The following is a 16,887-nucleotide window of genomic DNA, read 5'->3' as shown; positions in this document are numbered from 1 at the left end:
CAAAATAGCCGCCCGAATCGTTTGCCGGTTTCTACGACTCCGGATCCGCGACAGGATCGGCCATTTGTAGAACCTCTACAAAAGCATCCGCTATTAATTGTGCAGTGGCGTCAACTTGCCAGCGGCGTGCCCCTAAATTGGCGAGTGCCTCCCCAACGGATGCTGCATCCGCCGGCTCCGGCGGAGTCCACGCCACCCGGCGCAGGTAATCAGGGGTGAGCAGATTCTCCAGGGGGATCTCGAGTTCGTCCGAGACGGTCTGCAGCGCAGCTCGAGACGCTTTGTACCTCACATCGGCTTCCGGATTGCGGTCGGCCCAGGCACGCGGCGGCGGCAGGGTGTCGTTGCTGGCCTTGAGCGCGGGCAGGTCGGCGGTGGCGCGGCCGCGCTGAATCGCATTCCACCAGCGATCAAGCTCGTTCCGGCTCGCCCGTCCGTTGAATTCCCGCAGATCGCTGAGCGCCTGGCGGGTCGCCGGCAGTACGCGGGCAGCGGCGAGCAGAGAGGCGTCGGGAACGAGGCGCCCGGGGGAGACGTCGACGTCACGAGCGAATTCGTCGCGGGCCAGCCACAGTTCGCGGGCGACGGCCAGATTGCGCTGGCCGTGCAACGAGTGGATGCCCGACAGCCGCCGCCACGGGTCCACGCGGGCGGCTTTGGCTTCCTTGGCCAGGGTCGCGGCGAACTCCTGATCAGCGATGTCGGTCTTGTCGGACTCGACGAGCAGGTCGACCATGCGGTCGCGCAGGTCGGGCAGCAGTTCAACGTCGAGGGCGGCGTAGACCAGCCAGGATTCGGGCAGCGGCCGGGTCGACCAGTTCGCGGCCGAGTGCTCCTTGGCGAGGTGGATTCCGAGCAGTTCCTCCACCACGGTGCCGAGCCCGACCCGCGGAATGCCCAGCAGTCGGGCGGCGAGCTCGGTGTCGAAGATGCGGGCCGGGTCAAGTCCGACCTCGCGCAGGCAGGCGAGGTCCTGGCTCGCGGCGTGCAAAATCCACTCAGCGTCGGCGAGGGCGTGGTTCAACTCACTGAAGTCGCCGATGGGTGGCGGGTCGAACAGAAAGGTACCGGCGCCGCGGCGATAGATCTGGATCAGATACGCGCGTTGCGAGTACGTGAAACCGGATGCCCGTTCCGCGTCGACCCCGACCGGCCCGGTGCCGGCGGCCAGGGCGGCCGTTGCAGCGAGGTAGGCCTCGCGGGTGTCGATGACCTGGTGATGAACGAGGGTGGGTGGGGTGGGTTGCGATTCAGCCACGGGCTGCTCGGCGTGCTGACAACATGCTGACTCCTTCCCCAGCGGGAGGGAGGCCGGCGAGCATGCAGAGCAGCTCGCCCCAGCCCTCGACGTGGGCGGTGAGATTGTGATCCAGGGGTGTCCACGACGCGCGCAGCTCAATCTGCGCGCCATCCCCCTGTTTGGCGAGTTCGCCAAAGCCTGACGAGATTATTTTAGTCGCCGTTCCGGAGGCCGCCGTGTACGTGGCCTTGCGGGAGTCCAGCGCATCGACAAGCCACGCCCAGGTGACCTCCGCCAGAAACGGGTCCAGCCCGATCTCCACCTCGAGCGGAGCCTGCGCGAAACACACCACGCGGAAGGCGCCGTTCCACGCCTCCGGCTCCTCGGGATCGTAGAGCAGAATGAACCGGCCCGTTCCCAGGTCCGAGTCGCCGCCGTGCCGCACCGGCTTGATGTTGGCGGCCAGGGCGATCGAATACGGCGCGAGCTGGGCGGGTGCGGCGATCTCGGCGACGACTAATTCGGCCCGACTCCTGGCGCGGCGAATCGCGGCCAAAGCCGCGGCAAACTCCGCGGGGAGCGATCGATCGGTTTCGGGCACGTCTGCAGACTAGAGTTTTTTCTGGGTGTTGTCCGTGAGGCACGCCGATCAGTCGGAGGTGCACATGCACGAACCACAGCCCCCAAACGGGCGTCAGCCGGGTGTTCTGCGCACGATTCTGGGCGTCGGCGGCATCGTCGCCGTCGGCTCCGCCGTGGCGCTCGTCGCGGCGGCCGGGGTTCTCTCGGCGGTGATGGCGAAGACGATCGTCACCCCTCCGGCCAGGCGTGAGGACGACACGCGCGTGGTCGCGGTCGACCGGTCGGGCGGTACCGTCACCCTGCAGCGCCATCGCGACTCCGTCCTTCCGGGCGAATACAGCTTTTTCTTCAGTGCGGGCACCGGGCACGTTCGGGTCGGCGAGATCACCGCGCGCACCACGCACACCGTCACTCGGCGCATCCTCAAGCTGGACTACGGCGACCTGGCCGCCGCCCGTCGTGGCCGGTTCAGCGGCTGGCTGTACACCGGGCCCGCCGATCTTGGGTTCGAGTGGAGCGACGTCACCGTGCCAACGCCCATCGGTCCCGCCCCCGCTTGGCTCATACCAGCGGATGCCGCACCCCCGTCGACCCGCTGGGTCATCCAGGTGCACGGCCGGGCGGTGCGCCGCGAAGAGGCGTTGCGGGCGGTTCCGGTGTTCCGTGCGGCCGGCTACACCTCGTTGCTCGTCTCCTATCGAAACGATGGCGACGCCCCGGCCAGCCCGGATGGACGATACGGCCTCGGCGATACCGAATGGCCGGACGTGGCCGCCGCGATCGACTTTGCCGCCGCGCAGGGAGCCAGGAACATCATTCTGATGGGCTGGTCGATGGGCGGCGCCGTGGCGCTGCAGACACTCACCCGCAGCCCATCGGCCGGTTTGATCGCCGGGATCGTGCTGGAATCTCCGGTCATCGACTGGGCCGACGTGGTCGCGGCGCAGGCGGTCGACCGGAGGCTTCCGCGGACGATCGCGCGCGGCGCCGTGCTGCTGATGGGGTCTCGCTGGGGTGCGAGCTTCACCGGCCAGGCCGCACCTATCGATTTCGGTCGGCTCGACTTCGTCGCTCGAGCCCGTGACCTGCACCGCCCGGTTCTGCTGCTGCACAGCGACGATGACGGTTTCGTGCCGGCCGCCGGTTCGCGCCGACTCGCCGGCCGGCGGTCCGACATCGTGACCTTTGTCGCTTTCAGCGATGCCAGGCACACCAAACTCTGGAACTTTGACCCAGCGCGGTGGAACGCCGAGATCACGGCCTGGCTCGCCCGACTGCCCGAGGTTTAGGCCAGCCGCTCGCGCAGCTGACGTTTGGCCCGGCCGAGCATGGCGGTCATCCCGCGCAGACGCAGGGGGGAGACCGCCTCAGTCAGGCCGATCGACTGCGGAAAGTCATCGGGAACCTTGAGCACCTGCTCGGCGGTCAGCCCATCGAGGCCCTGGGCCAGGATCGACGCGAACCCGCGGGTGGTCGGCGACTCGCGCGGAGCTGTCGCGTGCAGGTGGAACGTGTCGGCAGCATCCAGTTCAACGAAGATGAACACCGGCGACTGGCACTCGACGACACGCTCGAGCAGATCGGGGTGGTCATGAAACTTCTGCGGGAGTTCCGGCAGCTCGTTGGCGAACTCGAGCAAAAGCAGCAGGCGATCCTTCTGCTCGAGGGCCAAAAAGTCCTCTTGGATCTCCGCGAGCTTGGCCGGAAGTGCGCTCATCAGCGCGGCACCGCGCCGGGTTCGGTGCCGACGGCGATCGGCACGGCGACGGCATTGCCCCACTCGGTCCAGGATCCGTCGTAGTTGCGCACCTTCTCGAACCCGAGCAGGTGTGTCAGCACGAACCAGGTGTGGCTTGATCGTTCGCCGATGCGGCAGTAGGCGATCACATCGTCACCGGCGGTCAGGCCGGCTTCCTCGCGGTAGATGGCGTCCAGTTCGGCGCGGGTGCGAAAGGTGGAGTCGGCTGCTGCAGCGCGGGCCCACGGTACCGAAGCGGCAGAGGGAATGTGGCCGCCGCGCAGGGCACCTTCTTCGGGGTACGCCGGCATCGTCGTGCGAGCGCCGCTGTATTCCTCGTCGGAACGCACATCGATGAGCGGATTGCCGAAGTGGGCGAGAACGTCGTTCTTGAAGGCACGGATCGGCAGGTCGTTGCGCGCGATCACCGGGTAGTCCGTGGTGGCCGCGGGGGAGGCATCCGTTGTGATCTCGCGGTTTTCGGCGAGCCACTTCGTGCGTCCGCCGTCGAGCAGGCGAACATCCTCGTGGCCGAACAGCGTGAACACCCAGAGGGCGTAAGCGGCCCACCAGTTGCTCTTGTCACCGTAGATGACGACCGTGCTGTCGCGGGCGATGCCCTTCGCGCTCATCAGCGCGGCGAAGGCCGCGCCGTCGATGTAATCGCGATTCACCTTGTCGTTGAGGTCGGTGTGCCAATCAATCTTCACCGAGCCGGGGATGTGTCCCACTTCGTAGAGCAGCACGTCTTCGTCGGATTCGACTACGACCAGTACGGCGTCGCTGCGGTGCTCAGCCAGCCAGTCGGTGGAGACGAGCCTGGCGGGGTGGGCGTAGGCGGCAAATTTCTCGGTCGGGTCGATCGGGGCAGACATGTAACCTCCAGGTGGACCGCGATGCACACGGATTCGGGTTGACCGCGGATTAGGCTTATCGGGCCCACCGTTTAAACCTACGCGGTGCCGGCACACCGCGCACGTACACAGCACGGCGCATTCGCAGCTAGATCCAGAGGAACGGGCATTTCAGCATGGCACCAGAGGCGCACCAGAAAGCACAGCACACGGTTCCGCAACTGGCAGACCGAACCCCGACCATCACCGGGCGGGAAATCGTGGCCGAGCTGGTTCCGCCTCCCCAGTTCGAACACGCCTCGTTCGAGAACTACCGGCCCGATCATGACTACCCGTCCCAGATCGCGGCCGTTGAAAAGCTTCAGGAGTTCGTGAACCCTCGCCCCGCCGGCTTTTTCTCCCGCCGTCGGCAGGCCAAGGACGACCTGCCCGGCATCTACCTCGACGGTGGGTTCGGTGTCGGTAAGACACACCTGCTTGCCGCCCTCTGGCACGCCGCGACCGGTCCGAAATATTTCGGTACCTTCATCGAGTACACCGCTCTGGTGGGGGCCCTCGGCTATCAGGAGACCATCAAGGAGCTGCGCAGCGCCAAGCTCATCTGCATCGACGAGTTCGAGCTCGACGATCCCGGCGATACCATGGTGATGACCAGGCTGCTCGGCGAACTCGTCGCCACCGGCACCCGTGTCGCCGCCACGTCGAACACCCCGCCGAACTCGCTCGGCGAGGGCCGCTTCGCCGCGCAGGACTTTCTGCGCGAGATCTCGGCCATGAGTGCCAACTTCGAGACCCTGCGCATCGACGGCCTCGACTACCGCCGCCGCAATGTCACCGGCCAAGCCGTGGCGGTGGAGCCCGAGGCACGGGAGCACCTCGTCAATACCCTGCTCGGGCGTGGTTCGAAGGTCACCGAGGATGACTTCGGTTCCTTGATCCGTCATCTGGGTACCGTGCACCCGTCGAAATACGTCAAGGTCATTCGCGACGTCGAGGTCATCGCCTTGCGCGGCGTCTTCCTGCTGACAGACCAGTCGGATGCCCTGCGGCTGGTGGCCTTCATCGACCGGGTGTACGACGCCGAGATTCCGATCGTGGCCAGTGGGCGCCCGCTCAATGAGGTCTTCGATGACGAGATGATGGCTGGCGGGTATCGCAAGAAGTACCAGCGTTCCCAGTCGCGCATGGTTGCCCTCACTACGGGGGAGTTGCCGCCGCACACGGATTAGCCGTGAAACGTGGCGTTAACAATTCGCCAAAGCTCGTAACCCGCACGAAACACCTCGGAAGGTTTGTTGTAACAGTCACCTCAGATACTTGACTCGTATCCGAGGTGACTCACCTCGCGCTACACCCTGCACATTCGAGACGCGTGAGGACAATCTATGGATACCGGAAGCATTGCATGGGGGCTGACAGCCACCGCACTGGTGTTGTTCATGACACCGGGTGTCGCCTTCTTTTACGGCGGACTGGTCAAGGCCAAGAGCGTCATCAGCATGATGATGATGAGCTTCGGCGCACTGGGGCTGATCAGCGTCCTGTGGATTCTGTATGGCTTCAACATGAGCGCAGTGGGCAGCGCCACTGACTTCGCCGGCAACCCGTTCTCCGACTTCGGTCTGGGTCAGCTCGCGATGGGAGAGACCGGCAGCATCGATCTGCTCGGCGCCACCTACGGTGCGACGTTCGCGATCATCACCGTCGCCCTGATCAGCGGCGCGGTCGCCGACCGGGCCAAGTTCGGCTCCTGGATGATCTTCGCCGGTGTCTGGGCGACCCTCGTCTACTTCCCGGTCGCTGCATGGGTCTGGGGCGGCGGTTGGATCATGAACCTGGGCGAGACGCTCGGCCTCGAAGGCATCGCCGTGATCGACTACGCCGGTGGCACAGCGGTGCACATCAACGCCGGCGCCGCAGCTCTCGCTCTCGCCCTGGTACTGGGCAAGCGCGTCGGGTTCCAGAAGGGCATCACCAAGCCGCACAACGTGCCGCTCGTGCTCATCGGTGCCTCCATCCTCTGGTTCGGCTGGTTCGGCTTCAACGCCGGAGCTGAGTGGCTCAACGGCCTCGCCAACGTCGGCATCATCGTCGTCAACACCCTCGGCGCCACGGCAGCGGCCATCCTCGCCTGGATGCTCGTCGAGAAGTTCAAGGACGGCAAGGCCACCTCGGTCGGCGCTGCGTCCGGCGCGGTTGCCGGCCTCGTCGCCATCACGCCGGCCTGCGCCAATCTCGAGCCGGGCTGGGCACTCCTGCTCGGCGCCGTCGCCGGTGCCGTCTGCGCCATGGCCGTTGAACTCAAGTTCAAGCTCGGCTTCGACGACTCGCTCGACGTCGTGGGCATCCACCTCGTCGGTGGCATCATCGGCACGCTCTACCTCGGCTTCTTCGCGATCGGCACCGGCCTGTTCACCGGCGGCGACCTCGGCCAGCTCGCCGTTCAGGCGATCGCAGCCTTCGCGGTTCTCGCCTACTCCTTCGTCGTCGCCTATGTACTCGGCCTCGCGATCGAGAAGTCCATCGGCTTCCGCATCAAGAACGAAGACGAACTGGCCGGAATCGACACCAGCGTGCACGGCGAAGAGGGCTACGCCCTCGAGCGCGTCTAGGTTCTAACGCTCACCATCTCGGCGAGCGCAGGGCGGTACGGGAAGCGGGCCCACCCGCTTCCCGTACCGCCCTCTCCGTGCTCCTGCCGGTGCTGGGCCTGCCGGGATGTCAACCGGACACCGGACCAGCCGGCGGAGAGTAGATGCCGTCCAGCCGGCGGCAGGCGGATGCTCGCGGCTCAGCCGCGAACGCAGGTGCCGGAAGAAACCGGGGCCGACAAACCGGAAGCCTGACTGATGACCGGCTCAACCTCGGCGAGGGCGAGGGCATAGCCGACGTTCTCGGTGTTGCTCGCCTTGGCGAAGATCACGCCGACCACGAGGCCGGATTCGCTCAGCAACGGTCCGCCCGACTCGCCCTGCTCTACGTCGGAGGCGAGGGTGTAAACCTGACGAGGCGTCGGGTCCTGGCCGTAGATATCGGCTACGTTGATGGTGCCGAGCGCGATGACCTGGGCCGGGTCGGAGACGTACGGCCCGCCGAAGGGATACCCGTCGGCGACTGCGCCGCTGCCGGCAGCAAGGTTCTCTCCCACGGTCAGCGGCGCGGTGTCGAGGCCGGGCACCGAAATGATGGCGAGGTCGTCAACCGGGTCGAAGTACACGATCTCCCCGGCGAGGGCAACGCCGGCCGGTGTTTCCACAACGGGCTGGCCGACGCCGGCGACCACGTGCGCGTTGGTGATGACGTGTTCAGCCGAGACGACGAATCCACTGCCGGACTGGCTCTGCCCACAGGCGTAGGCCGTGCCGGTGATCCGCACGACCGACTGTGCGGCCAGGGCCAAGGCCGGGCTGCTGGTGTCGGCCTCTGCGGCCTGGGGGGTGGGGCCGGTGAAAGCATCGACGATGCGCGGCAGACCCTGCGTCACGGCTACGGACCGCAGCTGGGCCATGAACGCCTTCACCGGGTCGGGCGTCAACGAGTCAATGCCGGACACAACGGTGGAGGACGCGATGGCGGGGGAGAGGAACGGAATACCGAGGGCTCCGATACTGAACGCCACCATCGACGCGACGAGGGCCGATGCCACGGCTGCAAAAGCGGCTCCGAGCACGCGGTTGATGGTTCCGAGCGGTGAACGCTTCTTACGACTTCCGACCAGTCCGCCGACCGAAGCGCCGAGCGAGTGGCCGATGAGTACGAGCAGGATAGCGACGGCGATGGTGCCGGGGGTGCGCCATTCCGGGGCGGGAATCCAGCCGCCCACGAGCGGTACGACGAAGAAAGCGGCGATTCCACCGATCACGGCGCCGACAATGCCGGTGAGACTTCGCAGCAGCCCGCTGCGGTACCCATTGACGAGAGCCACCACCAGCATCAGGATCAGCACAAGGTCGAGAACGGTTGAGCCCGGCATCCTTCTCCTCGTCTGGTCATTTTTCGTGGTCGTGTCACAACGATTTCGTCTACGTCATGCTTACACAGCCCGCCTCCGCGATTGCTGGGGGCACCGGTCTGGCGGCCCGCATTCCCGGGCGATCAACAGGCGCGGACCCCTCCGCAGCGACTACCGTTGAAGCAAATCGGTGAGAATTTTGCAGGAGGACGTGCGTGACGAACGCTGAGGCATATCCCATTTCGGCGATCGCACCGCTTCTGGCCGGGCGGGCCGTGGCCAGCCAGCGCTGGTCGCACCTGGTCTTCCTGCACTGGCGAGTGGATGCCGCGCTCGTCGCGCCGCTCCTGCCGAAAGGCCTGATCCCCGACGAATACGACGGGTCGAGCTGGGTCGGCCTGATCCCCTTCGTGCTGGATCGCGCGACCGTCCTTGGCAGCCCGCCCATTCCCTACTTCGGAACCTTCGTCGAGGTGAACGTGCGTCTCTATGCGGTCGATGCCCAAGGCCGCCGCGGCGTGGTGTTCGTCTCGCTCGAGGCCGGTCGGCTCGCCGCTGTACTGGCCGCGCATGCTCTGTTCTCGCTGCCCTACAAGTGGTCCCGCACTCGGCTCCACATCGATTCGGGCCGGTACCGGTACACCTCGACCCGCCACCGCGATCGCAACCTGCACACCGACATCGTCGCTCGCCCCGGGACCGGCACCGTGAGCAACGACCCCTTGGCAGATTTTCTGACCGCCCGCTGGGCACTGTTCACGAGCATCCGCGGGCGCACCGTGCATCTGCGCAACCACCACGAGCCGTGGCCGATTCTCCGCGCCGACCTTGAGCGCCTCGACGACACGTTGCTGGCGGCCGCGGGCTTTGTCGGCCTGGCCGATCGCTCTCCCGATTCCGTGCTGTACTCGCCCGGCGTCACCACCTGGTTCGGCCGCGGCCACTGACGGCGACCGACGCCGTGACTGTTTCGCACACATCGGGGCAACCATCAATCCACACGAAGGAGCACAGCATCATGGGATTCTTAGACTTTCTGCTCGGTCGCAAGGAACAGTCACCGACCGGGCCCGCAGCCAATCGTACCGGCAGCGCCCCCGCGCGCAGCGAGGATGAGGTCGCGGTCGAGCGCTACCAGTACCTCCTGCGCACGGCCCCGCCCGAAACCATCGAGCAGGTGCACACCGAGGCCTTTTCAAAACTGACCGATGAACAGCGGGACATTCTCTTTCGCCAGCTCACCGAGAACGTCCCGCCGAGCGAACGACCAGCGGATGCCGCGCCAGCCACGCTCGCCCAGGCCGCGACCCGGGCCGAACTGCGCCAGCCGGGAACGCTCACCCGGTCGTTCGGCAACCAAAACGGCATGGGTTTCGGCGGCATGATGGGCAGTTCCCTGCTCGGCACGGTCGCCGGCTTCGTCATCGGTTCCGCGCTGGTCAGCGCCTTCATGCCGATGGACGGCGGAGGCACCGATGCCGGTAACGAAGCGAACACCGAAACGAACGCTGACGCCGGAAGCGACGCCGGCGGGGACTCCGGTGGTGATGTCGCCGGTGACTTCGGCGGCGATTTCGGCGGCGGTGACTTCGGGTTTTAGCCCGGTCGACCGGTTCAGCGCACGGCGGCGACGGCCTCATCGATGGGGACGTCACCGTCGGTGAACTCAATGAAGCGGCCCGCGGTGTTCTCGTTGGCGAGCACGGCAGCAGCGACTCGCGCCACGTTCTCGCGTGACGTATCAGCGCGGGGCAGGTCGCTGCCCACGTTGATGGTGCCGGTCGCCGGGTTCAGGGTCAGCGTGCTCGGTCCGAGAATGGTCCAGTTGAGCGAGGTCGCGCGCAGATAGTCGTCGGCGGCGGCCTTGGCTTCGTAATACGCGAACATGCCATCGTCGGGGGAGGCACCGTGGTCGGCGCGTGAGCCCAGGTAGGACACCATCACATAACGGTAGATCCCGGCCTGAGCCGCGGCATTCATTGAGCGGATGGCCGCATCCCGATCCACCGCGTAGGTGCGCTCCGCGCTTCCTCCGCCGGCACCGGCCGACCAGACCAGGGCGTCCTGCCCGGTCAGTATGGTCGCAAGCTCGTCGGTGGACAGGTTCTCGATATCCGCCAGCATCGGCGTCGCACCGGTAGCCGCGACGTCGTCTGCGTGTGCCGGGTTGCGGATGAGTGAACTCACGTCGTGGCCGTCAGCGGTGAGTAAGCGGGCCAGGTGGAGGGCAACTTTTCCGTGCCCGCCGATGATCGCAATTTTTGTCATGTATTCAAGCCTGCCACGGTTGCCTGCATGCACGACTCAGACGAGGCCGAATCCGAGCAGTTGTGCGCTCAGCGCAATGCAGCCCAGCTGCAGGGCAAGGAAGACGCCCACCCAGACAGTGCCGGGAATGTGCGTCAACCGGGCCAACTGGTCCGCATCCGAGGAGGATCCGGCCCGCCGTGAGCGGGACTGCGCCAGCTCGAAAGACGTGCGGAGCGCACCGAACAGCAGAAAAGCCGTCACCAGCAGGGCGAACACGCCCTGCACCTGAGCTGACCCGAACCAGGACACTCCGAACACCACCGCGGCGGTCACGGCCACCGACCAGAGCCCGAACCAGTTGCGAATCTGCACGAGCAGCAGGGCCAGTGCGGCCAGCAACGCCCAGAGCAGTCCCACGTCGTACCCTCGGCTGAGCAGCCAGGCGGCGCCGAGCCCGAGCAGGGCTGGGGCCGGGTAGCCGGCGAGCAGGGTGAAGATCATGCCAGGCCCACTGGGACGCCCGCGGCTCACGGTGAGTCCCGAGGTGTCCGAATGCAAGCGGATGCCGCCGAGTCGACGTCCGCAGAGCACCGCGACGACGCCGTGGCCGCCTTCGTGCACAATCGTGATGGCGTGTCGGGCCACGCGCCAGACCGGCGGAAAGAGCACGATCAGGGCGGCCCCAGCCACGGTCAGCCAGGTCGTAGGGGGCTGCAAAGCGGCGTGCGGTGTTGTCATGCGTTGCCAGATATCGAGAAGCACGTCCATGTGTCCCACACTATGTGAGGTCCACTGTATGTCTGTGGCTCGATCAGTCGGGTGGGGTGCGGCCACGGGCGACGAGAGCCAGCAGCGACCGCCCGGTGGGTCGCGCAGGAGTCGTTGCAGGGCACGTGTACTGAACCGCCCGCAGTCATGTTGCCATCCTTGTCAGGTTTGGGGAGGGGAGTCGCCGCGCTCTGTGCCGGATGACCGTCTCGGCCACCACGACATTAATGACCCAGGCGGCACCCATGAGTGTTGTACGCGAAAGCTCGTCGGTGGATCCGAAGATGATCGAGCCGGGGAGAAGGACGATCGCCTGGGTGCCGGCGCCCATGCCGATCGCGAAGGCCCGCGTCATCCAGTCGCCGTGCGCAACGAACTTGCGCCGCAGGAGCGCGCGGATGCCGAGCAGGATACTCGCGGCCATCGCGGAGCCGAAGAACAGGCGGAGGACCGTCAGTACGACGCCATCGCCGAGTGGCTGTGGGTAGAAAACCGCCATCCACATCCCGGACAGGGCCGTCAGCAGCCCGGCGGGGATGAGGATGCGGCCCGCCACGCGGTGCCATCGATTCCTGCGGCGACGCAGAGCAGGCACAAACTGGAACGCACCGAGAAGGCTGAAGATGGTGACGCTGACAATGTGGATTACCACGGGGAAGGGGGAGTCAATGAATCGCGCGTTGTGGCTTGTCAGTGCGGCCCCACCGGTCACCTCGCCAAGCCGCGCCGCGCCCGCGAGCACGGGGATAAGGCTGAGAAGGATGAGCCCCGTAAGCGTGAGCCATGGGGAACCAGGCGCTCTGCGCGCCCGGGTTGTGGCGGCGTCTGCGGTCATGATGCCTTCTCCTTAGGAGTGAGATGTTCGGGAGGGGGAGGCGATCGCGTCGTCGTCCAGGGCGTTGATCGAGATGATGGTCAGGCCCAGATCACCCACACGCCGAAGCAACCCGTGGAGGGCGGCTTGATCGATGAGGGGGCTGGTCAGGGTGGTGAATCCATCTGCACCGCTCGTGAGCCTGAAGCCCTCGAACCAGGCGCTCCACCTCGAATCAAGCTGCCCAGCGAGGCGAATTTCGTACCGCCTCATCTCGACGCGCGGTCGAGGCCGGCCTCGTCGGTGTGCGCCTGCAGGGCCGTGGCGTTTGCGCGCAGATCGTACCAGAGCGAGTAGCCGAACCAGACGAGGGCGAGGCCCATGGGGATGGCGGCCATCCGCTCGAGAGTGTGCGGAAGCAGTGCCCCAGCGATCGGCGTTACGGCCGCGGCGGCGATGAGCAGGATGCCAGCCCCGCGCGACAGCATGCGGGCTCTGATGATGGCGATGCCGAAGAGAATCGCGCCAACCACGTACAAGACGGCTCCGACCTGAGGAAGTGCCGTGAGCGGTCCGAGGTCGGTCACAGGCGCGTAGCGGCCGAATAGCCCGACGAAGTCCGTGGAGGTCTGGGGAGCGTCGACCACGAACAGGGGTGCGATGAAGGCTTCCGCGAAGTTGAAGGCAGACTGCAGAATGAAGAAGAAGCCGAACATCAGGTATCCGATGAGGCCGAGGATCCCAAACTGCCGCACCTGCCTGAGGTAGATGCCGGTGACACCGACGACAGCGAGCACCGCCTCGACGAAACTCAGGATGTGGACGACCACCCACTGTTGTGTGGACAGCGATGCGACGACGTCGGCGGGGTGGATGAACTGGATGACGATATAGGCAAGGCCTGCGAGAGCGGCAGCAACCGCGGTCCCGCGGGTGAGGGTGGATGTCGTGATGTTCATGGCGTGCTCCTCGTGCTCCAGGTTGGCCGGGCGATTGCCCGGCCATATCCGAAAAGCTACGAAACGATGTGGTGACGCGTAATCACCACATTGGCGGATCGCGTGGTGATTGTGGGACTGGCGGCGCTAGATCAAACCCTGCGATTCGGCAGAGCGAACGGCGGCAGCACGGCTGCTCACGTTGAGTTTGAGGAAGATATGTTTCGTATGGGTGCGCATCGTGTTCAGAGAGACGTAGAGCTCGCGGGCGATCTGCGGACCGGAAAGTTCCGTCGCGAGGAGTCTCAGGACGTGCAGTTCGCGCTCGCTCAGCGTGTCGATCGGCTGCCCAGAGGCCATAACGCCCTCGGTCGCGCGAAGAGCCTGGCTGAGCCGACGAACGAAGTCTGGGCGGATGCCCGCGCCCGCTGCGGTGCGCAGGAGCGTGAGCATGGGCGCGCGCTCGTCGACGAACAGGCGGAAATAGCCCTCGGGCTCTGCCAGGGCGAGGGCGCGTTCCAGGGGGACGAGCGCGCGGGATGTCTTGCCCTGCGCGAGGAATGCGAGGGCCTGCAGCACCAGGATTTCGCACACGCTGCCTCTCCGACCGCCCGCTTCCGCAGCAATGATCAGCCGGCCGAGCACAGCGTGCGCGGCGTCGATGGAGTTGCTCAGGGCGTCAACGCTGTACTCCGCGATCAACAGTCGAGCGAGCGTGATGTGGCCAAACTCGCGGAGATAGTCTGGTGTATCCGTGGGCGTCAGCCCCTGCTCCACCACCCACGTGCGTGCCTCGAAAAGGCGCCCCTGCGTGATCCGAATGCGAGCCTTCATACCGTCGATCGGGCGGACGTCGGGGAAGAATCCGCGGCGGTAGTGGTGTTGCGCCTGCGTGAGCGAGTCGATAGCGAGGTCGGGTTCACCGTCGGCTTCGTGCACTCTCGCCATCGCCACGAACCATCGGTATCGATGCTCGTGCGAGAGGGCACCGTCGCCCAGTGCGGTGCTTGCTGTCAGGTGCTCCTTGGCGAGCATGAGATCGTTGCGCTCTCGAAGGACGTCGCTGAAGCCAGCGTGCAGGTCTGCCGTCGGCTGGCCGCCATTGCCGCGCTGGATGGCTTGCTGCAACGCATCATTATAGATTCCCTGAGCTTCCCGAAGCCGACCGAGCGGGATCAGCATGTCTGCGATGACCATTGTGGTGCTCAGCGCGTCGGTCAGGTTGCCGGCGAGGCGGAGGCTGTTCGCGGAATCCCCGAAAGCCTTAACGCCGGCCTCGAGGTCGCCGTTGGCCCATGCCGCGAGGCCCCACAAACCGGCCGCTGCGCCCCGCCCCAAGTGATCCTCGGGCCGTGCGGCGTCTAAGGCGCGCTGGGCATGGTGAACGATCCCGGCCTGGTTTCCCATCGCCAGGGCGAGGGAAGCACGGTACAGCTCGATCGTGACAGGGAGGGCTTGAAGTTCCTCACCCGGTTCCGAATCGTGTGCGGACCCATCGCCAGCTTCGCCTCCCGCCAGGAGCTGTTCTGCTTCGGTTAGCTGGCGATCCACGGAGGGGATATCGCCAGCGACGAGGGAGGACCATGCGGAAAACACTCGCAGCACCGGTCTGCGCTTCTTGGCGTCATCCGGCAGCGTCGCGAGCCATCCGAGGAGGGTCGCATCCTGTCTGCTCTTCCGGACGATCGGGATGGTCGCCTCGATCACGCGTGCGGCCCGCGTGAAGTCGGATGCTTCGAACGCATGTCGAACGGCTTCATCGGGCGAGTTATTGAGTTCGTACCATGCACTGGCACGGCCATGAAGCGGTCGGACGTGGTCGGGCCCGTGCACGAGGAGCCTCGAGCGCAAGACGTCAGCGAAGAGATGGTGGTAGCGGTACCACTGGCGTCGGTCATCCAGGGGAACTATGAACAGGTTCGCTCGCTCGAGTGATTCCAGAATCTCGGCGCTGTCCGAGCGTCCGGTCACGGCGTCGCACAGGGAGCCGCAGAGCCGGTCGAGAATCGCCGTCTGGCAGAGAAACTCACGCACGTGAAGCGGCGCCCGATGGAGCACCTCCTCAATGAGGTAGTCGATGACGAACCGGTTGCTGCCGGTGAAAGCGTCGATGAAGGCGGGGATATCTGTGCTGCCACGCATGGACAGCGCGGCGAGTTGAAGCCCAACGATCCAGCCCTCCGTGCGCATCTCCAGCGCAGCGACGTTCTCACGGGTGAGCGACAGACCGGTCATCTGATCGAGAAACGCGGCGGCTTCGTCGGAAGTGAAGCGCAGGTGCGCGGCGCGCAATTCCGTGAGGTGTCCGTCGGCTCGCAGTCGAGCCAGGGGCAGAAGCGGATCGGAGCGGCTGGCTATTGCCAAGTGGATCGTGGACGGCAGATGGTCGAGGAGGAACGCGACCGCGTCGCGCACTGATGCGTCCTCGATGAGCTGGAAATCGTCCAGGAACAGGATCATGCGGTTTGGGCTGCGGGAAACGTTGTTGATGAGTGACGTGAGGGTCGCCTCTGGAGACAGTTGGCCGTGGTCATCCACCTGGCCGACATCTGGATCTGCACCGACATCTGGATCTGCACCGACATCTGGATCTGCACCGTGGACAGCGGCCACAAGATAGTTGAGAAATCGAACCGGGTCGTTATCGCTTTGTTCCAGCGACAGCCAAGCGACGCGGACCTTCGGGTCGAGTCGACGACTCTGCGCGATCCACTCGCCCAGAAGTGTGGTCTTGCCAAATCCCGCTGGTGCGGAGACGACAGTCAGTTTTCGTCCCGCGCGGACCCCCGCTTCCAGTTGGTCGACGAGACGCGGGCGGGAAATGACGTGGGAGCGCAGCGGTGGTACGAAGAGCTTTGTGGCCAGTATCGGCATCACCATTGGCCCATCGTAGCCCTGTGCCGAACGCCTATACCGATCGGACGAGTTCTGGTTGCCAAACGCACTGACCGGGGGTTTTTTGTGGGCGATGCGGGACTTGAACCCACGACCTCTTCCGTGTGAAGGAAGCGCGCTACCAGCTGCGCCAATCGCCCAAATGAATTACTGCACCGCAACCAAACGTTGGCTTGCGACTTTTGATACTAGCCCAGACTTATGCGTTGCCGCACATCGACGGCGCACCGGGTGTGGCGCGTCCAACCCTGCGACCAGCCAAGCCGTCGTTTCGGACGCGGTCGAAGCCAATTTAGCGTGGCGCGGGAGCCGCGCCGCTGCGTCGCAAACCCGCCAGCACTACATGGCGCAACACGCCGTAAACGGCTCGGTTTGGTTTCCGTCTTGCTATTCAGCTAGAGTCTCTGAGTACGCAGAAATGCGGACAGTTGCGGATGTGGCGCAGTGGTAGCGCATCACCTTGCCAAGGTGAGGGTCGCGAGTTCGAATCTCGTCATCCGCTCAAATGAACTGGAATCGGCCTTCGGGCCGGTTCCAATTCGTTTGGTATGAACCCATATGGTGTGAACCCACATGGTGGATTGGCCGAGAGGCGAGGCAGCGGCCTGCAAAGCCGTTAACACGGGTTCGAATCCCGTATCCACCTCCGTTCTTTGAGCACGTCCTGAAGAATACGTACTTCCCAGAATCTTGGGCGATTGGCGCAGCGGTAGCGCGCTTCCCTGACACGGAAGAGGTCACTGGTTCGATCCCAGTATCGCCCACAGAGTATGTTCCGTTCACAACAAAAGCCCCGGTTCGCTGGGGCTTTTTTGTACCCAAAATCGCAACGGTGCGTGGAGAACTGTGCCAGCGC

At 65.3% G+C, this 16,887-nt stretch carries 16 protein-coding genes and 4 tRNA genes; 8 read left to right on the top strand and 12 right to left on the bottom strand.

Annotation, left to right across the window (positions count from 1 at the left end; all coding sequences use genetic code 11):
* Positions 1–31: 31 nt before the first annotated feature.
* Positions 32–1,258 (bottom strand): HRDC domain-containing protein, encoded by a 1,227-nt coding sequence (locus tag E3O25_RS01965; protein ID WP_134360310.1) that lies wholly within the window; start codon positions 1,256–1,258, stop codon positions 32–34.
* Entirely contained in the window at positions 1,251–1,841 is a 591-nt protein-coding gene (locus tag E3O25_RS01960; protein ID WP_134360309.1) for a DUF3000 domain-containing protein, read from the bottom strand. Before E3O25_RS01960 ends, E3O25_RS01965 begins: the two co-directional genes overlap by 8 nt.
* 64 nt (positions 1,842–1,905) lie before the next feature.
* Between E3O25_RS01960 and E3O25_RS01955 the strand changes: the two genes are divergently transcribed.
* Positions 1,906–3,111 (top strand): S9 family peptidase, encoded by a 1,206-nt coding sequence (locus E3O25_RS01955; protein ID WP_134360308.1) that lies wholly within the window; start codon positions 1,906–1,908, stop codon positions 3,109–3,111.
* On the opposite strand, the gene E3O25_RS01950 is transcribed toward E3O25_RS01955, so the two are convergent.
* Together E3O25_RS01950 and E3O25_RS01945 are read right to left on the bottom strand one after the other, a co-directional pair.
* Complete coding sequence (locus tag E3O25_RS01950) at positions 3,108–3,539, bottom strand: SufE family protein (protein WP_134360307.1); 432 nt, start codon at positions 3,537–3,539, stop codon at positions 3,108–3,110. The genes E3O25_RS01955 and E3O25_RS01950 overlap by 4 nt on opposite strands.
* Entirely contained in the window at positions 3,539–4,435 is an 897-nt protein-coding gene (locus E3O25_RS01945; RefSeq protein WP_134360306.1) for a sulfurtransferase, read from the bottom strand. The genes E3O25_RS01950 and E3O25_RS01945 overlap by 1 nt, the downstream gene beginning before the upstream one ends.
* 155 nt (positions 4,436–4,590) lie before the next feature.
* Here E3O25_RS01945 and zapE point away from each other — a divergent pair, with 155 nt between their 5' ends.
* Both zapE and E3O25_RS01935 read left to right on the top strand, forming a co-directional pair.
* Positions 4,591–5,643, top strand: coding sequence for a cell division protein ZapE (gene zapE / locus E3O25_RS01940; protein WP_134360305.1), 1,053 nt, complete (start codon positions 4,591–4,593; stop codon positions 5,641–5,643).
* A 156-nt stretch (positions 5,644–5,799) separates the two neighbouring features.
* Entirely contained in the window at positions 5,800–7,026 is a 1,227-nt protein-coding gene (locus E3O25_RS01935; RefSeq protein ID WP_092107676.1) for an ammonium transporter, read from the top strand.
* A gap of 179 nt (positions 7,027–7,205) precedes the next feature.
* Here E3O25_RS01935 and E3O25_RS01930 read toward each other — a convergent pair whose 3' ends face one another.
* Positions 7,206–8,387: a MarP family serine protease gene (locus E3O25_RS01930; protein ID WP_092107678.1), complete on the bottom strand. Its 1,182-nt coding sequence runs from the start codon at positions 8,385–8,387 to the stop codon at positions 7,206–7,208.
* Between the two features lie 194 nt (positions 8,388–8,581).
* On the opposite strand from E3O25_RS01930, the gene E3O25_RS01925 reads away from it, so the two are divergent.
* Both E3O25_RS01925 and E3O25_RS01920 read left to right on the top strand, forming a co-directional pair.
* On the top strand, positions 8,582–9,313 hold the full coding sequence (locus tag E3O25_RS01925; protein ID WP_134360304.1) for a YqjF family protein: 732 nt from the start codon (positions 8,582–8,584) through the stop codon (positions 9,311–9,313).
* Positions 9,314–9,384: 71 nt separating this feature from the next.
* A complete protein-coding gene (locus tag E3O25_RS01920; RefSeq protein WP_092107682.1) occupies positions 9,385–9,966 on the top strand; it encodes a hypothetical protein in 582 nt (193 codons plus the stop codon).
* Positions 9,967–9,980: 14 nt separating this feature from the next.
* Here the strand turns inward: E3O25_RS01920 and E3O25_RS01915 are convergent, their stop codons facing one another.
* From E3O25_RS01915 to E3O25_RS01885, 7 genes are all read right to left on the bottom strand, one after another.
* Entirely contained in the window at positions 9,981–10,634 is a 654-nt protein-coding gene (locus E3O25_RS01915; RefSeq protein ID WP_092107684.1) for an SDR family oxidoreductase, read from the bottom strand.
* A gap of 36 nt (positions 10,635–10,670) precedes the next feature.
* Positions 10,671–11,384: a M50 family metallopeptidase gene (locus E3O25_RS01910; protein ID WP_134360303.1), complete on the bottom strand. Its 714-nt coding sequence runs from the start codon at positions 11,382–11,384 to the stop codon at positions 10,671–10,673.
* Positions 11,385–11,529: 145 nt separating this feature from the next.
* Positions 11,530–12,219 (bottom strand): DUF2306 domain-containing protein, encoded by a 690-nt coding sequence (locus tag E3O25_RS01905; protein ID WP_134360302.1) that lies wholly within the window; start codon positions 12,217–12,219, stop codon positions 11,530–11,532.
* A gap of 12 nt (positions 12,220–12,231) precedes the next feature.
* Entirely contained in the window at positions 12,232–12,471 is a 240-nt protein-coding gene (locus tag E3O25_RS01900) for a hypothetical protein (protein ID WP_134360301.1), read from the bottom strand.
* Complete coding sequence (locus E3O25_RS01895; RefSeq protein WP_092107691.1) at positions 12,468–13,157, bottom strand: hypothetical protein; 690 nt, start codon at positions 13,155–13,157, stop codon at positions 12,468–12,470. Before E3O25_RS01895 ends, E3O25_RS01900 begins: the two co-directional genes overlap by 4 nt.
* A gap of 126 nt (positions 13,158–13,283) precedes the next feature.
* Positions 13,284–16,016 (bottom strand): LuxR C-terminal-related transcriptional regulator, encoded by a 2,733-nt coding sequence (locus tag E3O25_RS01890; RefSeq protein WP_092107693.1) that lies wholly within the window; start codon positions 16,014–16,016, stop codon positions 13,284–13,286.
* Between the two features lie 82 nt (positions 16,017–16,098).
* A tRNA-Val gene (locus tag E3O25_RS01885) sits at positions 16,099–16,171 on the bottom strand.
* Positions 16,172–16,461: 290 nt separating this feature from the next.
* Here E3O25_RS01885 and E3O25_RS01880 point away from each other — a divergent pair.
* The 3 genes from E3O25_RS01880 (at position 16,462) to E3O25_RS01870 (ending at position 16,795) form a co-directional block, all read left to right on the top strand.
* Positions 16,462–16,533 (top strand) — tRNA-Gly (locus tag E3O25_RS01880).
* Positions 16,534–16,606: 73 nt separating this feature from the next.
* Positions 16,607–16,677, top strand: a tRNA-Cys gene (locus tag E3O25_RS01875).
* Between the two features lie 46 nt (positions 16,678–16,723).
* Positions 16,724–16,795 (top strand) — tRNA-Val (locus E3O25_RS01870).
* Positions 16,796–16,887: the final 92 nt, after the last annotated feature.

It is taken from the genome of Cryobacterium sp. TMT1-3 (genome assembly GCF_004402315.1).
Classification (GTDB): Bacteria; Actinomycetota; Actinomycetes; order Actinomycetales; family Microbacteriaceae; genus Cryobacterium; species Cryobacterium luteum.
Note: the sequence above shows the minus strand (reverse complement) of the source record. Positions and strands in the feature narration are given on the sequence as shown.

Excerpts from the sequence above, each read along its gene's own strand:
- E3O25_RS01955 (WP_134360308.1), top strand. The coding sequence starts at position 1,906 with ATGCACGAACCACAGCCCCCAAACGGGCGTCAGCCGGGTGTTCTGCGC.
- E3O25_RS01950 (WP_134360307.1), bottom strand. The coding sequence starts at position 3,539 with ATGAGCGCACTTCCGGCCAAGCTCGCGGAGATCCAAGAGGACTTTTTG.
- E3O25_RS01945 (WP_134360306.1), bottom strand. The coding sequence starts at position 4,435 with ATGTCTGCCCCGATCGACCCGACCGAGAAATTTGCCGCCTACGCCCAC.
- zapE (WP_134360305.1), top strand. The coding sequence starts at position 4,591 with ATGGCACCAGAGGCGCACCAGAAAGCACAGCACACGGTTCCGCAACTG.
- E3O25_RS01935 (WP_092107676.1), top strand. The coding sequence starts at position 5,800 with ATGGATACCGGAAGCATTGCATGGGGGCTGACAGCCACCGCACTGGTG.
- E3O25_RS01930 (WP_092107678.1), bottom strand. The coding sequence starts at position 8,387 with ATGCCGGGCTCAACCGTTCTCGACCTTGTGCTGATCCTGATGCTGGTG.
- E3O25_RS01920 (WP_092107682.1), top strand. The coding sequence starts at position 9,385 with ATGGGATTCTTAGACTTTCTGCTCGGTCGCAAGGAACAGTCACCGACC.
- E3O25_RS01915 (WP_092107684.1), bottom strand. The coding sequence starts at position 10,634 with ATGACAAAAATTGCGATCATCGGCGGGCACGGAAAAGTTGCCCTCCAC.
- E3O25_RS01910 (WP_134360303.1), bottom strand. The coding sequence starts at position 11,384 with ATGGACGTGCTTCTCGATATCTGGCAACGCATGACAACACCGCACGCC.
- E3O25_RS01905 (WP_134360302.1), bottom strand. The coding sequence starts at position 12,219 with ATGACCGCAGACGCCGCCACAACCCGGGCGCGCAGAGCGCCTGGTTCC.
- E3O25_RS01900 (WP_134360301.1), bottom strand. The coding sequence starts at position 12,471 with ATGAGGCGGTACGAAATTCGCCTCGCTGGGCAGCTTGATTCGAGGTGG.
- E3O25_RS01895 (WP_092107691.1), bottom strand. The coding sequence starts at position 13,157 with ATGAACATCACGACATCCACCCTCACCCGCGGGACCGCGGTTGCTGCC.
- E3O25_RS01890 (WP_092107693.1), bottom strand. The coding sequence starts at position 16,016 with ATGGTGATGCCGATACTGGCCACAAAGCTCTTCGTACCACCGCTGCGC.